Annotated in this window: 18 protein-coding genes; 11 read left to right on the forward strand and 7 right to left on the reverse strand. The window is 63.8% G+C overall.

Features of this window, described 5'->3' with window-relative positions; translation table 11 throughout:
• Nucleotides 1-181: 181 nt before the first annotated feature.
• On the reverse strand, nucleotides 182-931 hold the full coding sequence (locus DSC91_RS16270) for a sulfite exporter TauE/SafE family protein (protein WP_115779920.1): 750 nt from the start codon (nucleotides 929-931) through the stop codon (nucleotides 182-184).
• A gap of 161 nt (nucleotides 932-1,092) precedes the next feature.
• Here DSC91_RS16270 and DSC91_RS16275 point away from each other — a divergent pair, with 161 nt between their 5' ends.
• A complete protein-coding gene (locus DSC91_RS16275) occupies nucleotides 1,093-2,100 on the forward strand; it encodes a LysR family transcriptional regulator (protein WP_167470512.1) in 1,008 nt (335 codons plus the stop codon).
• A gap of 108 nt (nucleotides 2,101-2,208) precedes the next feature.
• Complete coding sequence (locus tag DSC91_RS16280) at nucleotides 2,209-3,186, forward strand: PDR/VanB family oxidoreductase (protein ID WP_115783289.1); 978 nt, start codon at nucleotides 2,209-2,211, stop codon at nucleotides 3,184-3,186.
• 54 nt (nucleotides 3,187-3,240) lie between these two features.
• Here the strand turns inward: DSC91_RS16280 and catC are convergent, their stop codons facing one another.
• The 3 genes from catC to catB2 form a co-directional block, all read right to left on the reverse strand.
• Entirely contained in the window at nucleotides 3,241-3,531 is a 291-nt protein-coding gene (gene catC, locus DSC91_RS16285) for a muconolactone Delta-isomerase (RefSeq protein WP_063496017.1), read from the reverse strand.
• A gap of 141 nt (nucleotides 3,532-3,672) precedes the next feature.
• Nucleotides 3,673-4,581, reverse strand: coding sequence for a catechol 1,2-dioxygenase (gene catA, locus DSC91_RS16290; RefSeq protein ID WP_115779921.1), 909 nt, complete (start codon nucleotides 4,579-4,581; stop codon nucleotides 3,673-3,675).
• Nucleotides 4,582-4,628: 47 nt separating this feature from the next.
• A complete protein-coding gene (gene catB2, locus DSC91_RS16295; RefSeq protein ID WP_115779922.1) occupies nucleotides 4,629-5,786 on the reverse strand; it encodes a muconate cycloisomerase CatB2 in 1,158 nt (385 codons plus the stop codon).
• Nucleotides 5,787-5,888: 102 nt separating this feature from the next.
• On the opposite strand from catB2, the gene DSC91_RS16300 reads away from it, so the two are divergent.
• Nucleotides 5,889-6,776, forward strand: a complete 888-nt coding sequence (locus DSC91_RS16300) for a LysR family transcriptional regulator (RefSeq protein ID WP_115779923.1) — start codon at nucleotides 5,889-5,891, stop codon at nucleotides 6,774-6,776.
• Nucleotides 6,777-6,799: 23 nt separating this feature from the next.
• On the opposite strand, the gene DSC91_RS16305 is transcribed toward DSC91_RS16300, so the two are convergent.
• A complete protein-coding gene (locus DSC91_RS16305; protein ID WP_115783290.1) occupies nucleotides 6,800-7,720 on the reverse strand; it encodes a LysR family transcriptional regulator in 921 nt (306 codons plus the stop codon).
• Between the two features lie 104 nt (nucleotides 7,721-7,824).
• On the opposite strand from DSC91_RS16305, the gene DSC91_RS16310 reads away from it, so the two are divergent.
• Genes DSC91_RS16310 through DSC91_RS16320 form a run of 3 tightly spaced genes read left to right on the forward strand, consistent with a single transcriptional unit; the run spans nucleotide 7,825 to nucleotide 10,949 of the window.
• A complete protein-coding gene (locus tag DSC91_RS16310; protein WP_115779924.1) occupies nucleotides 7,825-9,108 on the forward strand; it encodes an aromatic ring-hydroxylating oxygenase subunit alpha in 1,284 nt (427 codons plus the stop codon).
• Entirely contained in the window at nucleotides 9,105-9,605 is a 501-nt protein-coding gene (locus tag DSC91_RS16315; protein ID WP_115779925.1) for an aromatic-ring-hydroxylating dioxygenase subunit beta, read from the forward strand. Before DSC91_RS16310 ends, DSC91_RS16315 begins: the two co-directional genes overlap by 4 nt.
• 27 nt (nucleotides 9,606-9,632) lie before the next feature.
• Nucleotides 9,633-10,949: an MFS transporter gene (locus DSC91_RS16320; protein WP_115779926.1), complete on the forward strand. Its 1,317-nt coding sequence runs from the start codon at nucleotides 9,633-9,635 to the stop codon at nucleotides 10,947-10,949.
• A gap of 67 nt (nucleotides 10,950-11,016) precedes the next feature.
• Here DSC91_RS16320 and DSC91_RS16325 read toward each other — a convergent pair whose 3' ends face one another.
• Nucleotides 11,017-12,519, reverse strand: coding sequence for a PAS domain-containing sensor histidine kinase (locus DSC91_RS16325; protein ID WP_115779927.1), 1,503 nt, complete (start codon nucleotides 12,517-12,519; stop codon nucleotides 11,017-11,019).
• 251 nt (nucleotides 12,520-12,770) lie between these two features.
• Here DSC91_RS16325 and DSC91_RS16330 point away from each other — a divergent pair, with 251 nt between their 5' ends.
• The 5 genes from DSC91_RS16330 to DSC91_RS16350 all read left to right on the forward strand — a co-directional run bounded on the left by DSC91_RS16330 (nucleotide 12,771) and on the right by DSC91_RS16350 (nucleotide 16,933).
• Nucleotides 12,771-13,946, forward strand: a complete 1,176-nt coding sequence (locus DSC91_RS16330; RefSeq protein ID WP_115779928.1) for an acyl-CoA dehydrogenase family protein — start codon at nucleotides 12,771-12,773, stop codon at nucleotides 13,944-13,946.
• A 48-nt stretch (nucleotides 13,947-13,994) separates the two neighbouring features.
• Nucleotides 13,995-14,372, forward strand: coding sequence for a hypothetical protein (locus DSC91_RS16335; RefSeq protein WP_115779929.1), 378 nt, complete (start codon nucleotides 13,995-13,997; stop codon nucleotides 14,370-14,372).
• 20 nt (nucleotides 14,373-14,392) lie between these two features.
• On the forward strand, nucleotides 14,393-14,908 hold the full coding sequence (locus DSC91_RS16340) for a nuclear transport factor 2 family protein (RefSeq protein ID WP_115779930.1): 516 nt from the start codon (nucleotides 14,393-14,395) through the stop codon (nucleotides 14,906-14,908).
• Nucleotides 14,905-16,032 carry an amidase gene (locus tag DSC91_RS16345; protein ID WP_115779931.1) on the forward strand — a complete coding sequence of 376 codons (1,128 nt, stop codon included), beginning with the start codon at nucleotides 14,905-14,907 and terminating at the stop codon, nucleotides 16,030-16,032. The genes DSC91_RS16340 and DSC91_RS16345 overlap by 4 nt, the downstream gene beginning before the upstream one ends.
• A gap of 157 nt (nucleotides 16,033-16,189) precedes the next feature.
• Nucleotides 16,190-16,933: an SDR family NAD(P)-dependent oxidoreductase gene (locus DSC91_RS16350; protein ID WP_115779932.1), complete on the forward strand. Its 744-nt coding sequence runs from the start codon at nucleotides 16,190-16,192 to the stop codon at nucleotides 16,931-16,933.
• 100 nt (nucleotides 16,934-17,033) lie between these two features.
• On the opposite strand, the gene DSC91_RS16355 is transcribed toward DSC91_RS16350, so the two are convergent.
• The gene (locus tag DSC91_RS16355) at nucleotides 17,034-17,696 is read right to left on the reverse strand and encodes a response regulator transcription factor (protein ID WP_115779933.1); all 663 of its coding nucleotides are present in this window, start codon (nucleotides 17,694-17,696) and stop codon (nucleotides 17,034-17,036) included.
• Between the last annotated feature and the right edge of the window lie 134 nt (nucleotides 17,697-17,830).

The following is a 17,830-nucleotide window of genomic DNA, read 5'->3' on the forward strand; positions in this document are numbered from 1 at the left end:
CCACCGCGAACCGCCCATCGGGAATCATCGCGGACGAGCCTCGCGGCTCACCGATTTCCGCGCTTGCGAATGAACGCGATCTTCGCGGCCACACTGGCCAATATCGCCAACGCGCCCAGCGTATCCAGAATAGTCGACCACACAATCCAGCCCTCCCTGATTCACGCGCCCCACTTCCTGATCAAACGAATGCGCGTGCCAGCAACTGAATACCCAAGCCGAACAGACAAATAAAAAACCAGCGCCGGAAGGTCGCCGGACTAATGTGACCGCGCACCCGTTGGCCGATCCACATACCGAGCAAGGCAGGCGCCACGGCGCAAAGCGACTCGCCCAGGTCGTCGATTGCAAATGCGTGCTCCCGTGCCAGGCCGGCGGCGAGCGCCATGGTGGAAACGGTGAACGACAGGCCGAGCGCCTGAACCAGATCCTCTTTCTTTAACGTCAGCCCCTGCAGGTAAGGCACCGCCGGCACGACGAACACCCCGGTCCCACCGGTGATCGCGCCGGTGACCACGCCGACCGCCGGCGACAGCCAGCGCTCGTGCCGCACCGGCACCGAAAAACGCCACGCCATCAGCCCGGCCGCGGCGTAGAGCGTCAGCGCGGCGCCCAATCCGGCCACAGCCCATGCACCGCCTCCACCGGCAATGAACGACGCAGCCGCAAGCGTGCCCGCGACGATGCCCGCCATCATCGGCCACAAGCGCCCAAGCAGCGCCCGCACATCAGGCCCCGCGAACAGCTGCCAGACGTTCGTGACGAACGACGGCAGCAACAGCATCGCGGCTGCTTGCGCCGGCAGCATCAGCGTGCCGAGCACGCCCATGGCGACGGTCGGCAGGCCCATGCCGGTCACGCCCTTGACGAAGCCGGCCAGCACGAACGTCGCGGCCACCACGCTCGCATGCAGCGCAAAAGAAGAGGTCATTGGGCTGTTGTTCCGAATGTCATGCCCACGATTTTCGATCGCCGCAGCGCCGCTCACAATGCGTAAGATACGTACTGTGACTTAGGCTGTAGCTAAGGCTAAGGCTAAAACTAAAACCGCAACTGCAGCCGCGATTACACCCTCAACTCAAATCCGACTCCATGCGCTTCGACCTGATCGACCTCCGCCTTTTCCTGCACATCCTCGACACCGGTAGCATCACGCACGGCGCGGCGCGCGCCAATATGTCGCTGCCGTCGGCCAGCGCGCGTTTGCGCGGCATGGAAGACGCATTGGGCGAGCCGTTGCTGGAGCGAGGCCGGCGCGGCGTGGAGTCGACGGCGACGGGCGACACGCTCGCGCATCATGCGCGACTCGTGCTCGGCCAGATCGACCGGATGCAAGGCGAGCTCGGCGAACATCAGGCCGGACGCAAAGCCTGCATCCGCTTGTGGACCAATACCGCCGCGATCACCGAGTTCTTGCCCGCCGCGGTCGGCCTGTTTTTGCGCAACCACCCCAACGTGCAAATCGACCTGAAGGAACGGCAAAGTAGCGAGACCGTGAAAGCGGTGCTGACCGGCGCGGCGGAGATCGGCATCATTTCGGATGCCGTCGAACACGGTGCGTTGCAGACCCTGCCCTTCGCCGTCGACAAGCTCGTGCTGGTCACGAGCCGCGACGACCCGCTGGGCGGACGCCGTCGCGTGACGCTTGCGGAGGTGGCCGACCGTGAATTCATCGGCTTGAGCACGGGTAGCGCGTTGCACACGTACCTTGGCGAGCGCGCGCTGCTATCCGGGCAGCCGCTCAGCATCCGCGCGCACATGCGAACCTTCGACAGCATCTGCTGCATGGTCGAACAGGGCGCGGGCATCGCCATCGTGCCGGCCACCGCCGCGAAACGCTATCGCGGCACGCCGGGCATTCGTACGATCGAACTGACGGACAGCTGGGCCACGCGTCGGTTGCTGATCTGCATGCGCGACCTGAACCGCTTTGAAACGGCCGGAAAAGGCGCTGGTCCGGCATCTGGCGGGTGTAGAGGGATGACAAGGCTGTGCGGCTGCGCGGCTGCGCGGCTGCGCGGCTGCGCGGCTGCGCGGCTGCGCGGCTGCGCGGCTGCGCGGCCTATTATCAACGAGGTTTATTCCACAACCGATTTTTAATCGATTTGCCTGATTGTCAGCCGTTTCTTATCCTTGACGCACAACCGGACGCCGCGCAATGCATGCGGTGTCCGCTCCGCCCCTCTCTGTCCTTTGGCCGGCAAGATCATGGAAAGAACCACCTTCAGCGTACGTGTCGACAGCGTGCATGACGAAGCACACGGCGTGCGCTCGTTCAGCGTCTCGCGTCTGGACGGGCAACCGTTCGACAGTTACGAACCCGGCGCGCATATCGACGTCACCGGACCCTCCGGCCTCACGCGCCAATACTCCTTGTGCGGCGACCCGGATCATCGTGAAGCGCACCTGTTTGCCGTCAAACGGGAAGACGCGTCGCGCGGCGGCTCGCGCTCGCTGCATGAGGACGTGACTGTCGGTTGCGAATTGACGATCGGTGCGCCGCGCAATCTGTTTCAACTCGCATCCGGCGCGAGCGAGCACATTCTGATCGCGGCAGGTATCGGCGTCACGCCGCTGTTGAGCATGGCCTATCGCCTGCTCAAGCAGAACGAGCGCTTCGTGCTGCACTATTTCGCACGCAGTGCGGATCATGCGGCGTTCCTGCCCTTGCTGTCGCGCGCACCGTTCAGTGATTTCGTGCGGCTTCATTTCGGCGTCGAGAGAGAACAACTCGATGCAGTGCTGTCCGACTGTGTAGCAAGTGCGCGCGAGGGCTCGCACATCTACACCTGCGGCCCGGCTCCCTTCATGGAGCGCGTGGTGGCGATCGGCGAGAAGCACGTAGCCGCCGAGGCGATTCATCTTGAACGCTTTGCCGCCGAGCCCGCTTCGGCGGCCGGCGGCGAAGCGAACACGCTCGATGCATTCGACGTGCGGATCGCCAGCAGCGGCGCCACCGTCCGCGTCGACAAGAATACGACGATCGTCGCGGCGCTGGCGTCGATCGGGATCGAAGTCGATACGTCGTGCGGCGAAGGGGTATGCGGGACCTGTATGGTCGATGTGGTGAGCGGCATGCCCGAGCATCGCGACCACTGCCTGAGCAAAGCTGAAAAGGCTAGCGGCAAAGTGATCTGCTGTTGCGTCTCGCGCGCGGCATCACCGCTGCTGGTGCTCGATCTTTAGGACTCTTTGGTGCAAACCAGGTGCTGCATTCGCAGCACCTTCCTCCTCCCATCCTTACCGGTCGTCGTCGCGAATCGACGACGCATGCCGGCACAGCGCACGCACTTCCACATCCATATACGGGAACAACGGCAATTGGCTCAGCACGTCATGCAGATGCGCGGGGCTTTCCACGTCGAACACGCTGATATTCGCGTAGCGCCCGGCAATGCGCCACAGGTGCCGCCAGACGCCCTCTTGTTGCAGCTTCTGCGACATCGCTTTCTCATCGGACTTGAGGCGCGCGGCACGCTCGGCGTCCATATCGGGCGGCAGGTTGACGGTCATCTCAACGTGAAACAGCATGCTTGCTCTCCTTCTTTGATAGGTAACGAAAGACCCCGACCACACGGAAGACTACGCCGCGCAGCCAGGGTCGATAGATTCACGGGGTACGTCTATGCGTTTTCCGGCGCCGGCGCATCAGAGCGCCAGCGCGCCACCGCCTTACGCTTCAGCGCGCAGCCGTTCCACTTCGGCGCCCGGCAGGTTGTCGCGCTCCTTGAACAGCGTGAAGTCGAAGTCGATCAGCGCGAACTGACCGTCCACGCCATAAGGCTTGCCTTCCGCCCCCTCGGCCTGCCTGACGGCCGGCACGAGGCCGTCGCGCGTGGCGAACGCAAAGTCGTCCCACAGATACGGATCGCCATCGATGTTGATCTGCGTGGTCAGCTTGCGGAAACCAGGCACCGAAACGAAGAAGTGGATATGCGCCGGACGATGCCCATGACGGCCCAACTGATCGAGCAACAACTGCGTCTGCCCTTGCGGCGGCACCGAGTAACCGACCGGCACGACACTGCGGAAGCTGTACTTGCCTTCGGCATCCGTGCGAATCGAGCGGCGCAGATTGAAGGCCGGCTGCGACTTGTCGAAGTAGGAGTAGTTGCCGAGGTGATTCGCGTGCCACACTTCGACCAGCGCGTTCGCGAGCGGCTTGCCGTCTTCGCCGAACACGCGACCGCGCATCACGAGCGTCTGACCCGGATCGGTGCCGTCGTCGAGTCGCGCATGCCCGTCGGACACGGGTGCGCCCGCCACATACAACGGTCCTTCGATGGTGCGCGGCGTGCCGCCTTCGATACCTGCCTTGGCTTCCGCTTCGTCCATCCGCAGATCGAGAAAATGCTCGAAGCCGAGGCCCGCGGCCAACAGTCCGAGCTCGCCGCTCTTGCCCGCGTCGCCGAGATAATTCAGCGCGGTCCAGAACTCGGCCGGCTGCACGTCGAGGTCTTCGATCGTATAGAACAGATCCTGGACAATGCGGTTGACGATCTGCTTGGTGCGCGGATTGCCTTCGCTTGTGGCGCTGTCGTTGATCTTCTGCAGCAGCGCGTCGATGGTTTGCTTGTTCATGGGGTATCTCCTTCGTTTAATGTTTTAGGCGGTCAACGGATGAACCGTCAGTTCGTGGTGACGCTTGCGCCCTTGCGCGTATCGCGCCGCAAGCGGTCGATCTTGTCCCAGTCGAGCGTGATGCCGAGACCGGGTCCTTGTGGAAGATGCAAAGCAAAGTTTTCGTAACGCAGCGGTTCAGTCAGAATCTCCTCGGTCAGCAGCAACGGCCCGAACAGTTCGGTGCCCCACTTCAGTTCGCCGAAGGTGCTGAAGAGCTGCGCCGAGGCGATGGTGCCCACCGCGCCTTCGAGCATCGTGCCGCCGTACAGGTCGATGTTCGCGGCGAGCGCGATCGCCGCCACCTGCGCGGCGCCAGTCAGGCCGCCCGATTGCGCGATCTTGACGGCGAACACATCGGCCGCGCGAGCGCTGGCAATGGCGAAGGCGTCGGCCGGGCCATGCAATGCCTCGTCGGCCATGATCGGCACCTGAGCGAGATCCGTCAGACGTTTGAGGCCCGCGCGGTTCTCCGCGGCGATCGGCTGCTCGATCAGTGCGATACCGGCATCGGCGAAGCGCTTGCCGGCCCAGATCGCGTCGGATTCGGTCCATGCCTGGTTCACGTCGACACGCACTTCGCCGCGCCCTGCCAGCGCCTTCTGAATGGCCACGACGTGCGCGACGTCATCGGCAAGCGCGCGCGAACCGATCTTCAGCTTGAACACGCGATGCCGTTTCGCTTCGAATACCCGCTCGGCTTCGTCGATGTCGCGGGTCGTATCGCCGCTTGCGAGGGTCCACGCCACGTCCACCGAATCGCGCACCCGGCCGCCGAACAGCTCCGACAAGGGCACGCCGAGACGCTGCGCCTGGGCATCGAACAAGGCGGTTTCAACCGCGGACTTTGCAAAGCGGTTGCCCTGAAACAGCGTGCGCAGCTTCGCCATCGCCGCGCCCGGACGGGTTGCGTCCATGTCTTTGAGCAGCGGCGCGAAATACGTATCGATGTTGACCTTGATGCTTTCCGGACTCTCCTCGCCGTATGCAAGGCCCCCGATGGTCGTGCCCTCGCCCACGCCGACCACGCCGTCGGAAGAGCGGATGCGCACCAGCACGAGCGTCTGGCAGTTCATCGTTGCAACCGAAAGGCGGTGCGGACGAATCGTCGGTACGTCGACGAGAATCGTCTCCACGCTCTCGATCTTCACGGGTGTTGCTATCATTCGTTGCTCTCCTGACCTGCATTCCTGAGAGCCCCATAGTAGAAACAACCCGCGAAGCAGTCCAACACCGATTCCGACTACTTCCATACCTTAGGGGTATGCATGGAACTTCGCCAACTCCGCTACTTCATCGCGGTCGCGGAAGAGATGAACATCACGCGGGCGGCCACTCGTCTGCATATGACGCAGCCGCCGCTGAGCCGCCAGATCCAGCAGATCGAGGAAAGCGTCGGCCTCGCGCTGTTCGAGCGTGGTTCGCGGCCGTTGCGGCTGACCGAGGCCGGCCGCATTTTCTATACGCAAGCCAGGCGTCTGGTCGACGACGCCGACGAACTTGCTCCGCTCACGCGGCGTCTCGCGCAACTGGCCGAGCGGATCGTGATCGGCTTCGTGCCGTCGACGCTCTACGGCGCGCTGCCCGCGGTGATCCGCGCGTTTCGCGAGGCGGCGCCGCATATCGAGTTGTCGCTGATCGAAATGTTTACGATCGAGCAACTCGGCGCCCTCAAAGGCGGCCGTATCGACGTCGGTTTCGGCCGCCTGCGTTTCGACGATGCGCAACTGGCGCGCGAAGTGCTCGTCGAAGAACGGATGATTGCCGCATTGCCGCAAAACCACCCGCTCGCGCGCCAGAAGAAAGCGCTGACGCTTGCCGCACTCGCCGGGGAAACGCTGATCGTCTATCCGAGCACGCCGCGGCCGAGCTATGCCGACCAGCAGCTATCGGCGATGCACGACCATGCATTGGAGCCGAAAGCAGTTCATGAAGTGAGGGAGTTGCAAACCGCGCTCGGGCTGGTCGCGGCGCAGGTCGGCGTGTGTCTGGTGCCGGAAAGCGTAGAGGGTTTGCGCGCGCATGGCGTGGTGTACCGGCCGATTCCGGCAGCGAATATCGCGTCGCCGATCATCATGAGCCGACGCTTGCAGGATGAATCGCCGACTACTACTCTGCTGTGTTCGCTGGCGCGGGAGTTGTTCAAACGGGGTTGAAAGGCGGCGTGGCGTGGCCTGCCTCAACGCTCATCAAACCGCCGCACGATATCGCTCATCAGATTGCGCAGCCACACGTTGCCCTCGTCCTGATCGAAATGCTCGTGCCAATGCATCGTGACTGCCGCCATCGGCAACGTAACCGGCAACTCGTAGAGCTGAAACCCGCCATTCCGGTTGAAAATCTGCGCAAGACGCCGCGGCAGCGTCGCGAACAGATCGGTCACGGCCAGCACGCTCGGCAAGGCCACGAAATGCGGCAATTCGAGCGCAATATGCCTGCCCACACCTTGTGCGCGAAACGCATCGTCGAGCGCATAGTGGCTGTGCTCGACCGACGTGATCTGCACGTGCGACGCGTCCAGAAACGCCTTCATGGCCAGTTCTTTCGTGCGCGGCAAGCCGCGCCGTTTGCGTGTCATGCAGACGTAGGTCTCTTCGAACAGCGCTTGATGACGCGTGCGCGCGGTCAACGTCGGCAGATTGCCGATTGCAAAATCGAGCCGGCTGCCGCGCAACGCGTCTTCGATTTCTTCCACCGGCAGCGGCTCGATACGCAACTTCACGCGCGGCGCCTGCTGGTGCAACGCCTCGCAAATCGGCGGCAGGTAGGCCAATTCCCCCGCGTCGGACAGCGATAGCCGGAACGTGCGCGTACTCACGGCGGGATCGAAGTGCTCCGCATAACGCAGCGCTTCACGCACCGTATCCAGCGCCCGCGCGACGATACCCGACAGTTCGAGCGCGATCGGCGTGGGCTGCATGCCGGCACGCGTGCGGATAAAGAGTGGATCGTCGAACAGCGTCCGCAAACGGCCCAGCGAATAACTGATCGCCGGCTGCGACAGCGCAAGCCGCTGGCCGGCTCGCGTCAGGCTGCGTTCCTCGACGATCGCCTGGAAAACGCGCAGCAGATTGAGGTCGACGTGGTCCAGTGAATTCATCGAGATATCCATGAGATTGATCTTATATTTTATTTTAGATCAATTTGACGCATATCAGTGGCTCGGCGAGACTTTGCTTCATCGACCACCCCACCACCACCACGATGAGCGATTCCTCCTATCAGACCGTCGACACGAGCGCCTTGTACCAGCGCGCGCAGTCCGACCGCGTCGCCCCGTCGCTGTACTACGACCCGGCGGTTTTCGAAACCGAACTCGAGCGCATTTTCTACAAGACGTGGATCTGGGTCGCGCACGAAAGCGAACTGCCGAATCCCGGCGACTTTCGCACCACCACGATCGGCCGTCAGCCGGTGATCGTGGTACGCGACAAAAGCGGCGCCGTCAACGTGCTGCAAAACCGCTGCCGCCATCGCGGCGCGACGGTCTGCGAGCAGCACAAGGGCAACGCGAAAGGCTTCACGTGCCCGTATCACAGCTGGACCTATGGTCTCGACGGCGCCTTGCGCGCGCTACCTTATGGCGACGGTTACGAAGGCGTGATCGACAAGACCGAGTTGCCGCTAGCCAGCCTGCGCGTGGGCATCTATCAAGGTCTGATCTTCGCGAGCTTCAATCAGGAGATCGAGCCGCTCGAGGATTTCCTCGGCGGCGCCAAGCCGTGGATCGACCTGTTCATGAAGCAAGGCGCGGGCTATCCGATCAAGGCGAACGGCGAACATCGCTTCCGCTTTAACGGCAACTGGAAGATCCAGCTCGAAAACACCACCGACCTGTATCACTTCCCGGTTGTCCACAAGTCGTGGATGAAATCGATCGACGATGAAACCGCGACGGCCATCACGAGCTTCATGACGAGCGACGAAGCCTTCTGCCGCTCGCTCGGCAACGGCCATAGCCTCGCCGTGCTGGTGCCGGAGCTCGTCGACCTCGACAAGGACGACGGCGCCCCCATTCCAGAGCGTTTCCAGGAACTCGCCGCCACGCTCGGCGAAAAGCACACGCCCGACGAAGTGCGCCGCATTGTGCGTTCGCTGATGGGTGTCGGCTTCAACCTGAATCTGTTTCCGAACCTCGCACTCTCGATGGCGTTTTTCCGCGTGCTGCGGCCCATTTCCGCGAACGAGACGGAAATCCGCCACGTCGCTCTGGCAATGGACGGCGGCCCCGACGAAGCAAACCGCGTGCGTCTGCGCATTCACGAACATTTCCAGGGTCCGTTCGGTTTCGGCAGCCCGGACGATGCCGAAGCCTGGGAGCGCGTGCAGCGCGGCTCGCATGCCGGTCCCGATCTGCCGATCCTCGTGAACCGCGGACTGAATCGCGAAAGCACCGCGCCGAACGGCGAAAAGACCGCGCACGCCACCGATGAGACGGGCATGCGCGAAGCGTACGCGCAATGGCGCACGATGATGGAGCAAGCATGATGGACGACAGGAACACGCTGTTCTCGCAGCAGACCTTTGCAGGCGCGATCGAACTGATCTGGCGCGAAGCCGAATTGCTGGACCGCAAGGACTATCACGCATGGCTTTCGCTGTGGGACCCGGCGGGCTTTTACGTGGTACCGATCGACCCCGGCACCACCGACTTCGCCGCCACGCTCAACTACGCATACGACGATCAGGACATGCGCGAAAAGCGCGTGCAACGCATGACATCGGGCTATTCGGCCTCGGCGAGCGACGCCGCCCACACGGTGCGCACGGTGTCGCGTTTCACGCTGACAAGCGATGCGAGCGACGAAGTCGACGTGAATTCGGCGCAGATCGTCGTCGCGTACAAACGCGGCAAGTCGACCCTGTTCGCGGCGGATCTCACGCACCGCATCAGTTTCGCAAGCGGCGAGCCGCGCATCGTGCAAAAGGTGATCCGCCTGATCGATTCGACCGAGGCGCTCAGCGCGATCGGGTTCCTGTTGTAATTGACGACGCCACCAGCGAGCACGACGATGCCCAACGACACGCTTTCCCCCACGGCCGTATCAGCCGCCACGCCAGCGGCGCCTGCGACCTCGCGGACACTGCGGCGGATCATCGTCGCCTCCGTGCTCGGCAACGCGCTCGAATGGTATGACTTCTTTCTGTACGGCACGGCGGCGGCCCTGATCTTCGGGCCGTTGTTCTTCCCGCTGCACGGCGATCCGTTAATGGGCACCCTCGCCGCCTTCGCGGGCTTTGCGATCGGTTTTCTGGCGCGGCCGCTGGGCGGCATCGTGTTCGGCCACATCGGCGACCGGCATGGCCGCAAACGCGCGCTCGTCGTGACGCTGATGATGATGGGCGTGGCGACCTTCGGCATCGGCCTGTTGCCGACGTTCTCGCAAATCGGCTTCCTCGCGCCCATCGCGCTCATCTGTTTGCGGATCGTGCAAGGCATCGCGTCCGGCGGCGAATGGGGCGGCGGCGTGCTGCTCATTAGCGAGAGCGCGCCGGCGAATCGCCGTGGCTACTACGCATCGTTCAGTCAGTTGGGTGTGGCGGGCGGCTTTGTGTTGTCGGCAGCCGCGTTCTATCTGGTGCAGCGGCTGCCGGTGGAAAGTTTCATGTCCTGGGGTTGGCGCATGCCGTTTCTCGCGAGCGTGCTGATCTTCGGCGTCGGCGTGTATATTCGCCGACGCCTGCCTGAGAGCCGTGATTTCACCGCTGCGAAACCGAAGCACATGCCGGTGCTGACCGTGCTGCGCAATCACCCGAAACAGGTACTACAGGCCATGGGACTGCGTATCGCTGAAAACGGCGGCACGTACATCTTCCTCTCGTTCGTGCTGGTGTACGGCAAGACGATCGGCGTGCCGGTCGCGGTGATGCTCGGCGGCGTGATGCTCGCAATGACGCTCGAACTCCTTACTATCGTGCTGTGGGGCCGGCTATCGGATGTGATCGGCCGCCGGCCGGTGTATATGATCGGCGCGCTCGGCCTCGTCGTGATCGCGTTTCCCGCGTTCTGGCTGATCGATACGCATGAACCGCTGCTCGTGTTCCTGTCGCTCGCACTGGGTTTGCCCTTCTGCCACGCCGCGATGATCGGCACGCAGCCCGCGTTGATGGGCGAACTCTTTCCCACCGAAGTCCGCTATTCGGGCATGGCCCTGGGCCACGAAATCGCCTCGGTGTTTTCCGGCGGACTCGCGCCTCTGGTCGCTATCGCGTTGTATTCGAAGGTGCACGCGTCCTGGCCGGTCGCGTTGATGCTGATCGGCTTCGGGCTTATCACCGCGGTGACGCTCGTGACCATCCCGAAGAACGTCAACACCACGCATGATTGAGAATGCGTGCGGCCCAACCCATGCGTCGGCTGCTTCCGTTGCGCCGTCCGCTGCATCCCTGCTGCGATCAACCGGAGGCAACAGCGACGAGCGGCAGCGTAAAACTGCATTGAAGCCCGCCCTGCCGCGCCGGTTTGGCCCAGATTTCACCGCTATGCCGCGTGACGATGTTCTTGCACAGCGACAAACCAATGCCGTTGCCGCCCGCCTTCGACGAAGAAAACCCGTCGAACAGGCGGCCGTGCGCTTCCGCGGGCACGCCCGGGCCGTTGTCGATGACCTGCACGAGCGCATATTTTCCGCGCAGGCTGGTGACAAGACGCAACTCGCCGCGCCGTGCAGCCGTATTGGCGTACCCCGTCGCGCATTCCGTCAGCGCCTCGATCGCATTGAAGGCCAGATTCAGCACCACCTGGCCGATCAGCACGCGCTCGCAATACACCGGCAACGCTTCGGGCGCCTGCTCGATGGTGACGACGACACCGGCCTCTTTGGCGCGCAATTCGATGAAGTACGCGACGTCCGTGATGACGTCGCGCAGGTCCGCGTACGTTTCGCTGGGCTCCCGTTTGACGATGTAATCGCGCACGCTCTTGATGATCACAGCCGCATGCTCGGCCTGACGATCGGCGCTGCGCAGGCCCCACAACGCATCGTCGACGGGACCGGGTTGCTGGAGCCGCAGAATCGCGCCTTCGATGAAATTGCGCACCGCGGCAAGCGGCTGGCTCAACTCGTGCGCGATTGCGGTCGCCATTTCACCCATGGCGTTGTAGCGCCCCGCGTATTCCAGCAGCCGCGCCTCGTTACGGCGCGCCTCTTCGACCGCGACTTCCTCCGTGATGTCGCGAAAGTGCAGCAGGCGGCCGTTGAGGTCGTCTTCGATCTCGATTCGTCTGCACGTGATGCGCAACCAGCCCGGCGTGCCGTCGCGGCGCGTGATGCGATAACGCTGCGGCGCCGAGGGCTGGATGCGCGGCGCGTTGGCCAGCTGTTCGAGCAGGCGGTCGCGATCCGATTCGCTGCAATAGTCGAGCACGTCGCCCATCGGCGCGCCCGCTTCCAGACCCAGCACGCGCCGTCCGGATTCGCTGACGAATTCCACTTCCCCCGCGGGTGTCAGTACGGCCACGCCTTCACCGAGATCCTGCATGAACTCGCGCAGCCGCGACTCATAGCGCCGCAGCGTTTGCTTGAGCGTGTCCTCGACGCTGATATCGCGAAACTGCACCATCACCACCGCGCGCGCGCGCAGCGGCACGTAGGTGGCAATGGCCTCGGACAGCATGTCGGCACCCATGCGCGAGCGGTAACACCACTCGTACACCTGCGGGCCTTCGGTGATCGCACGGTCCATGGCCCCCACGCCGATCTCGCGCCGGTACTTCGGCACCGGGCGGGTCATGTCTTTCGCCTTGAGCGGCAGCAATTCCTCGAGCGTGAACCCGAGCGCCTCGCAAGCCGCGCGATTGGCCCACACGATCGCCTTCGTTTCGGCGTCGTGCAGCAGCACGCACAGCGTCAGCGCGTCGAGCAGGCGGTGGAAATCATCTTCGGCGGGGAAATTCATTGGACGAGGCGGCGCAAAAGTTCGATCGCGTACGTGAAGGAACATAACACCAGTCGGCACGATTCGCGTCTGAAGATTTCTTTAGAGACCCCCGGCGCGTTACCTAAAAACGCATCCCGCGTCCCAATTGAAGCGTTCTTTTTGCATTTCTAGACTGGTTCACCCTGCACGCGTCGCCGCCTGCTGCTTTGCCCGCGACCGAAGCGTGCCTCGTGTTCCAGCCGATAACGAATCAAGGAGATGCCCCCGCCATGTCAGACACCGCCATCGACACTATTGCCGCCGTCGCAGAAACCAGCCGCGCGGCAACGCGCCTGCCGCTCGCCGACGTCATCGCCGAAATCGCCGCACGGCGCGAAGAATTCGATCGCCTGTCACACGTGCCGCGCGAGGTCATCGGCAAGCTCAAACGCGCCGGCGTGTATCGCGCGGCAACGCCCAGGCGCTTCGGCGGCGATGCGCTCGCGCCCACCGCGTTTCTCGACATGATCGAACGCATTGCGGTAGCGGACGGTTCGGCCGCGTGGGTCGCAAGCTTCGGCTCGGCGAACGTGTATCTCGCGGCCTTGCCGCTGGCCACTCAGGCGCAACTCTACGCCGACGGTCCCGATCAGGTGTTTGCAGGCGGCCTCTTTCCCGTGCAACCCGTGCAGCCCGCCGACGGCGGCTGGCGTGTGAACGGCACCTGGAAGTTCGCGAGCGGCTGCAAGGGCGCGGATTGGCTCGGCGTAGGCATCAGTACCGGCGCCCCCGGCGTGCCCGGCAAACCGCGCACGGCCGTGTTCCGCCCGCATCAGGTCGAGATCGTCGAGAACTGGGACGTGGTCGGCATGCAAGGCACCGGCAGTCACGATCTGCGCGTCGCCGATCAGTTCGTCGCCGACGACTGGACCTTCGTGCGCGGCGGCGAACCCTGCGTGGACGAACCGCTGTATCGCTACCCGACGATCGCCTACGCGGCGCAAGTGCTGGCCGTGGTCAACCTCGGCCTTGCCCGCGCCGCGCTCGATGTCGCCAACCAGATGGCCGGCGGCCGCAAGACCACGACCGGCGCGCCGCAACTCGCCGACCGCGCGTACTACCGGATCGAACTGGCGAAAGCCGAAGCGCAATTGCGTTCGGCACGCGCGTTCTTCTACGACACCACCGACGACGTCTGGCAATCGATCCTCGCCGGCAACCCGGTTACGCCCGAGCAGACCAGCCTGCTGCGGCTTGCCGCGACGCAGATCGCCCGCGAAGGCGCCGAGGTCGTGCAGCGCGCCTACCGGCTCGGCGGCACGATGGCGATCTACCGCACGCATCCGTTGCAGCGCCTGGTGCGCGATGCGATGGTGGTCACCCAGCACGCGTTTCTCGGCGAAGGCAATTTCGACGGCGCCGGTGCGGTGTTCGTCGGCGTGCCGCCGATTCCGGGCTACCTGTAAGCCCTGATCTGATTTTGACGTTCCAACGATTTCATGGAGAACCACACAATGTCCGATAACCCGACGCTGCCGTTGCGCGTTCTGTTCTGCTGCGGCGTAACGCAGAATTTCTTCGACCTGCCGCGCGAGAAGATCGGCGAAGTCTGGCAGGCTTACGGCAAGATGCTGGCGGCGGTCGAATCGATGGACGGCGTCAGCGTGCTCGGCATCATGGACGACGACCGCCTCACCGTCGGCCATGCCGACACCTCGCCGTGGACCTTCTACATCATGGCCGACGTGCGCGACTTCGATACCGCCGTGGCGGTGTGCAACCTGTATCGCACCACGCCGGTCGGCGAATACAACCTGTGGCGCTACGGCAAGATCGAAGCGCGCGTCGGCCGCGCGCTGCAAGTGCCGCCGCAACACGCCAACGCGGCTTGAGTGCGCTGGAGGACGATGCGATGAACGAGACCCCGGATACGCTTGCCGGCTTGACCGAACGGCTTGCCGCGCTCGAAGCCGAATCAGCGGTGCGCCGCACGATGGCCCGCTATATGGCGCTCTGCGATGTGCCCTCGGGTACGCTCGAAGGCGAGACGCTCGCGGCCCTCTTCGCTGTCGACGCGATCTGGGAAGGCATCGGCCCGCAGTACGCGAGCAAGTTCGGCCGCCTCACCGGTCATGCGGACATTCTCGCGATGCTCACGCGCTACTTGCCGCCGTCGCCGCATTTCTCGGTCAATGTGCATTTCCTCACGTCGGAAACCATCGAGGTGCGGGGCGCAACCGCGAAAGGACGCTGGATCATGCTGCAAGCGTCCGGTTATGTCGACACGCAAGCGGAGTTGATCTCCGCACGCCTCGACGTGGATTTCGCACCCGCCGGCAATGGCCGCGACTGGCTCATCACGCACTTTCGCACCGAACGTCTTTTCGATGCGCCCTGGCAAGTCAATGCAAGGAAACCGAACCCATGAATGAGTTTATCCAGACCATGTCGTTAGGCGGCACGGGCCCCAGCATCGCGATCAAGGACACGATCGATATCGCCGGCTACGCGACCACGGCCGCGAGCCGCGCATTGGCCGGCACGCCCCCTGCGCAACACCACGCGGAAGTCGTGGAGCGCTTGCTCGATGCCGGCTGGCGCATCGTCGGCAAGGCGAATATGCACGAACTCGCCTTCGGCATGACCGGTATCAACGATTACACCGGCACGCCGCAAAACCCCCAGGACGCATCGCGTATTCCCGGCGGTTCGTCGAGCGGCTCGGCGGCGGCTGTTGGTTTGAAGCTTGCCGACGCCGCGCTTGGCACCGACACCGGCGGCTCGATTCGCGGCCCCGCTGCGTGTTGCGGCGTAATCGGCCTGAAGCCGACTTACGGACGCGTCTCACGGCGCGGCGTCGCACCGCGTGAATCGACGCTCGATTGTGTCGGGCCGTTCGCACGCGACATGAAGACGATCGTCGCGGCGATGCAGGCGATCACCGCCGACTTCGACGTGCGTGCCGCCCGCGCGCCGCAAGCACGCGCGTGGAAGGTCGGTATCGTCCAGGTCGACGCACGCCCGGAAATTCTTCAAGCCGTCACGCGTGCGGCGGGCCAGGCCGGGTGCGCGGCTCACACGGTGGAACTCGCAGGGCTTGCCGCCGCCTTCGAAGCGGGCCTGTCGATCATCAACGTCGAAACCTCTCATGCGTTCGGTCATCTCGTGGCAACCGGCAAGCTCGGCGCCGATCTGGACGCGCGGCTGCGCGCCGCTGCGAATACGAACGCGGCGCAATGCGAAGCGGCGGAGTCGGTACGCCGGCAATTCACAGACGCTGTCGATCACGCGCTTGAAAGCGCGGACGTATTGATTCTGCCCACGCTTCCCGCGCTGCCGATCACGCTCGACGAGGCACGTGGCGGCACGCCGGTCATCGCCATGTCGTCGTTGATCCGGCCGTTCAATCTGAGCGGCCATCCGGCACTGAGCTTGCCTCTGCCGATCGACGGTTCGCCGCTCAAGGCGGGCCTGCAGATCGTCGGACGCAAAGGCGCGGATGAACAGGTGTGCGCGATCGCGGCGCGCTTCGAAGCCGCGCTCGCCGCTTGAGGTGCGGCAAATGAGTTGGCACATGCCGTTGCCAGTTTCAGCTGCCGTTCGCGCCCGCAAAATGCCGCCTGACGGATGGACTCAGCCGATGAGCCAGACAAACAGGCAACGCACGAAACCGCTATAAAGGCGGCCGTTTTCTCACGGAGCAGAAGCAATGCAGAAAAGAGTCGTACTCGTTACGGGCGCCGCGCGCGGTCTCGGCGCGGCGATTGCCGCCCGCTTTCACGCAGCGGGTTACGCGGTTGCCATCGGCGACATTGCGTTCGATGCCGCCGAGGCGCTCGCCCGCGAACTCAGCGCCGATGGCTCGAGCGCCTTTGCGCTGAATCTCGACGTCACCTCGAAGACCGCGTTCGAATCGGCACGCGATGCGATCCTGCAACGCTGGGGCCGCATCGACGCGTTGATCAACAATGCGGGTGCCTCCAAAGTCGTCTCCGTCATGGAGATCACTGCCGAGCAATTCGATCAGGTGATCAACGTGAATCTGCGCAGCGTGCTGTTCGGCTGCCAGGTGTTCGGCCAGCATTTCGCCGACGCCGGCGCGGGCCGCATCGTCAACATCGCCTCGCTGGCGGGGCAGAACGGCGGATCGGCCACCGGCGCGCACTATGCCGCGGCCAAAGGCGGCGTCATCACGTTGACCAAGGTGTTCGCGCGCGATCTCGGCGCAGCGGGCGTGACCGTCAATGCGATTTCACCCGGGCCGATGGATCTGCCGATCGTGCACGAGAGCGTTGCGGCCGACAAGCTGAAGGCGGTGATCGCCAACATTCCGGCGGGACGCCTGGGGTCGGCGGACTATGTCGCGGATGTCGCGGTGATGTTGGCCGCTGAGAACGCTTACTTCGCGAACGGCGCGTGCTGGGACGTGAACGGTGGATTGTTCATGCGCTAGATGCCCGATGCGTGCCGGACGCGTTTGCGGTGCGTTGCCTTCGTGGCATGCGTCAACGCCCGTGCACATGCTCATGTTCACGCTCACGCGGCGGCGCGCCTCACCGCGGCGCACCGCTCGCGGCCGCCTCCTGTTCCCACACCGCCATCACGTCGCGCACCAGCGTCGCGATGGACGCCGCGCCGAGCTTGTCCTTGATGCTCGCACGATGCACGTCGACGGTCTTCACACTGATCGACAGATCGGAGGCGATGCGCTTGCTGCCCTTGCCGTCGATCACGCCGCGCAGCACTTCTTTCTCGCGCGCCGTCAGCGACGCCAGGCGTTTGCGCAACTCGCGCTGCTTCTGATCGGCCGCGTGACGAAGCGTGGCGAGTTTCAACGCACGCTGCACGCGATCGAGCATCTGCTGCGAGTTATACGGCTTCTCGACGAAATCGATCGCACCGTTCTGCAAGGCACGCACCGACATGGGAATGTCGCCGTGACCGCTGACGAAAATAATCGGCAGTGTTGCACCTTGACGGTTCAACTCCGCTTGCACGTCGAAGCCGCTTTGCTCCGGCATGCGCACGTCGAGCACGAGGCATGCCGGCACGTTGGGATCAAAAGCGCTGAGAAATTCATTGGCGTTCGCAAAACCCGCCGACTTCACGCCGATCGACTCGAGCAGCCATGCGAGCGACGTGCGCATGCCGTTGTCGTCGTCGACGATATAGACGATCGGTGCGAGGGACGGAGCGGACTGCGGCTGCTGGGACATGGAGTCGGTGGAACGGTTCGGAGAGTGTGCGATCGTGCGATGCGGAGCGTTTTGCCGGCTCATGATAACCAGCGGAAAAAGCGCTGAAAAGCGATAGTTACCCTGTACCGCAGATTAAATCGTGCTCACGCGCT

Origin of the sequence: Paraburkholderia caffeinilytica (assembly GCF_003368325.1) — a bacterium.
Classification (GTDB): Bacteria; Pseudomonadota; Gammaproteobacteria; order Burkholderiales; family Burkholderiaceae; genus Paraburkholderia; species Paraburkholderia caffeinilytica.

Coding starts and splice junctions, on each gene's coding strand:
- DSC91_RS16270 (WP_115779920.1), bottom strand. CDS start 931: ATGACCTCTTCTTTTGCGCTGCATGCGAGCGTGGTGGCCGCGACGTTC.
- DSC91_RS16275 (WP_167470512.1), top strand. CDS start 1,093: ATGCGCTTCGACCTGATCGACCTCCGCCTTTTCCTGCACATCCTCGAC.
- DSC91_RS16280 (WP_115783289.1), top strand. CDS start 2,209: ATGGAAAGAACCACCTTCAGCGTACGTGTCGACAGCGTGCATGACGAA.
- catC (WP_063496017.1), bottom strand. CDS start 3,531: ATGCTGTTTCACGTTGAGATGACCGTCAACCTGCCGCCCGATATGGAC.
- catA (WP_115779921.1), bottom strand. CDS start 4,581: ATGAACAAGCAAACCATCGACGCGCTGCTGCAGAAGATCAACGACAGC.
- catB2 (WP_115779922.1), bottom strand. CDS start 5,786: ATGATAGCAACACCCGTGAAGATCGAGAGCGTGGAGACGATTCTCGTC.
- DSC91_RS16300 (WP_115779923.1), top strand. CDS start 5,889: ATGGAACTTCGCCAACTCCGCTACTTCATCGCGGTCGCGGAAGAGATG.
- DSC91_RS16305 (WP_115783290.1), bottom strand. CDS start 7,720: ATGAATTCACTGGACCACGTCGACCTCAATCTGCTGCGCGTTTTCCAG.
- DSC91_RS16310 (WP_115779924.1), top strand. CDS start 7,825: ATGAGCGATTCCTCCTATCAGACCGTCGACACGAGCGCCTTGTACCAG.
- DSC91_RS16315 (WP_115779925.1), top strand. CDS start 9,105: ATGATGGACGACAGGAACACGCTGTTCTCGCAGCAGACCTTTGCAGGC.
- DSC91_RS16320 (WP_115779926.1), top strand. CDS start 9,633: ATGCCCAACGACACGCTTTCCCCCACGGCCGTATCAGCCGCCACGCCA.
- DSC91_RS16325 (WP_115779927.1), bottom strand. CDS start 12,519: ATGAATTTCCCCGCCGAAGATGATTTCCACCGCCTGCTCGACGCGCTG.
- DSC91_RS16330 (WP_115779928.1), top strand. CDS start 12,771: ATGTCAGACACCGCCATCGACACTATTGCCGCCGTCGCAGAAACCAGC.
- DSC91_RS16335 (WP_115779929.1), top strand. CDS start 13,995: ATGTCCGATAACCCGACGCTGCCGTTGCGCGTTCTGTTCTGCTGCGGC.
- DSC91_RS16340 (WP_115779930.1), top strand. CDS start 14,393: ATGAACGAGACCCCGGATACGCTTGCCGGCTTGACCGAACGGCTTGCC.
- DSC91_RS16345 (WP_115779931.1), top strand. CDS start 14,905: ATGAATGAGTTTATCCAGACCATGTCGTTAGGCGGCACGGGCCCCAGC.
- DSC91_RS16350 (WP_115779932.1), top strand. CDS start 16,190: ATGCAGAAAAGAGTCGTACTCGTTACGGGCGCCGCGCGCGGTCTCGGC.
- DSC91_RS16355 (WP_115779933.1), bottom strand. CDS start 17,696: ATGTCCCAGCAGCCGCAGTCCGCTCCGTCCCTCGCACCGATCGTCTAT.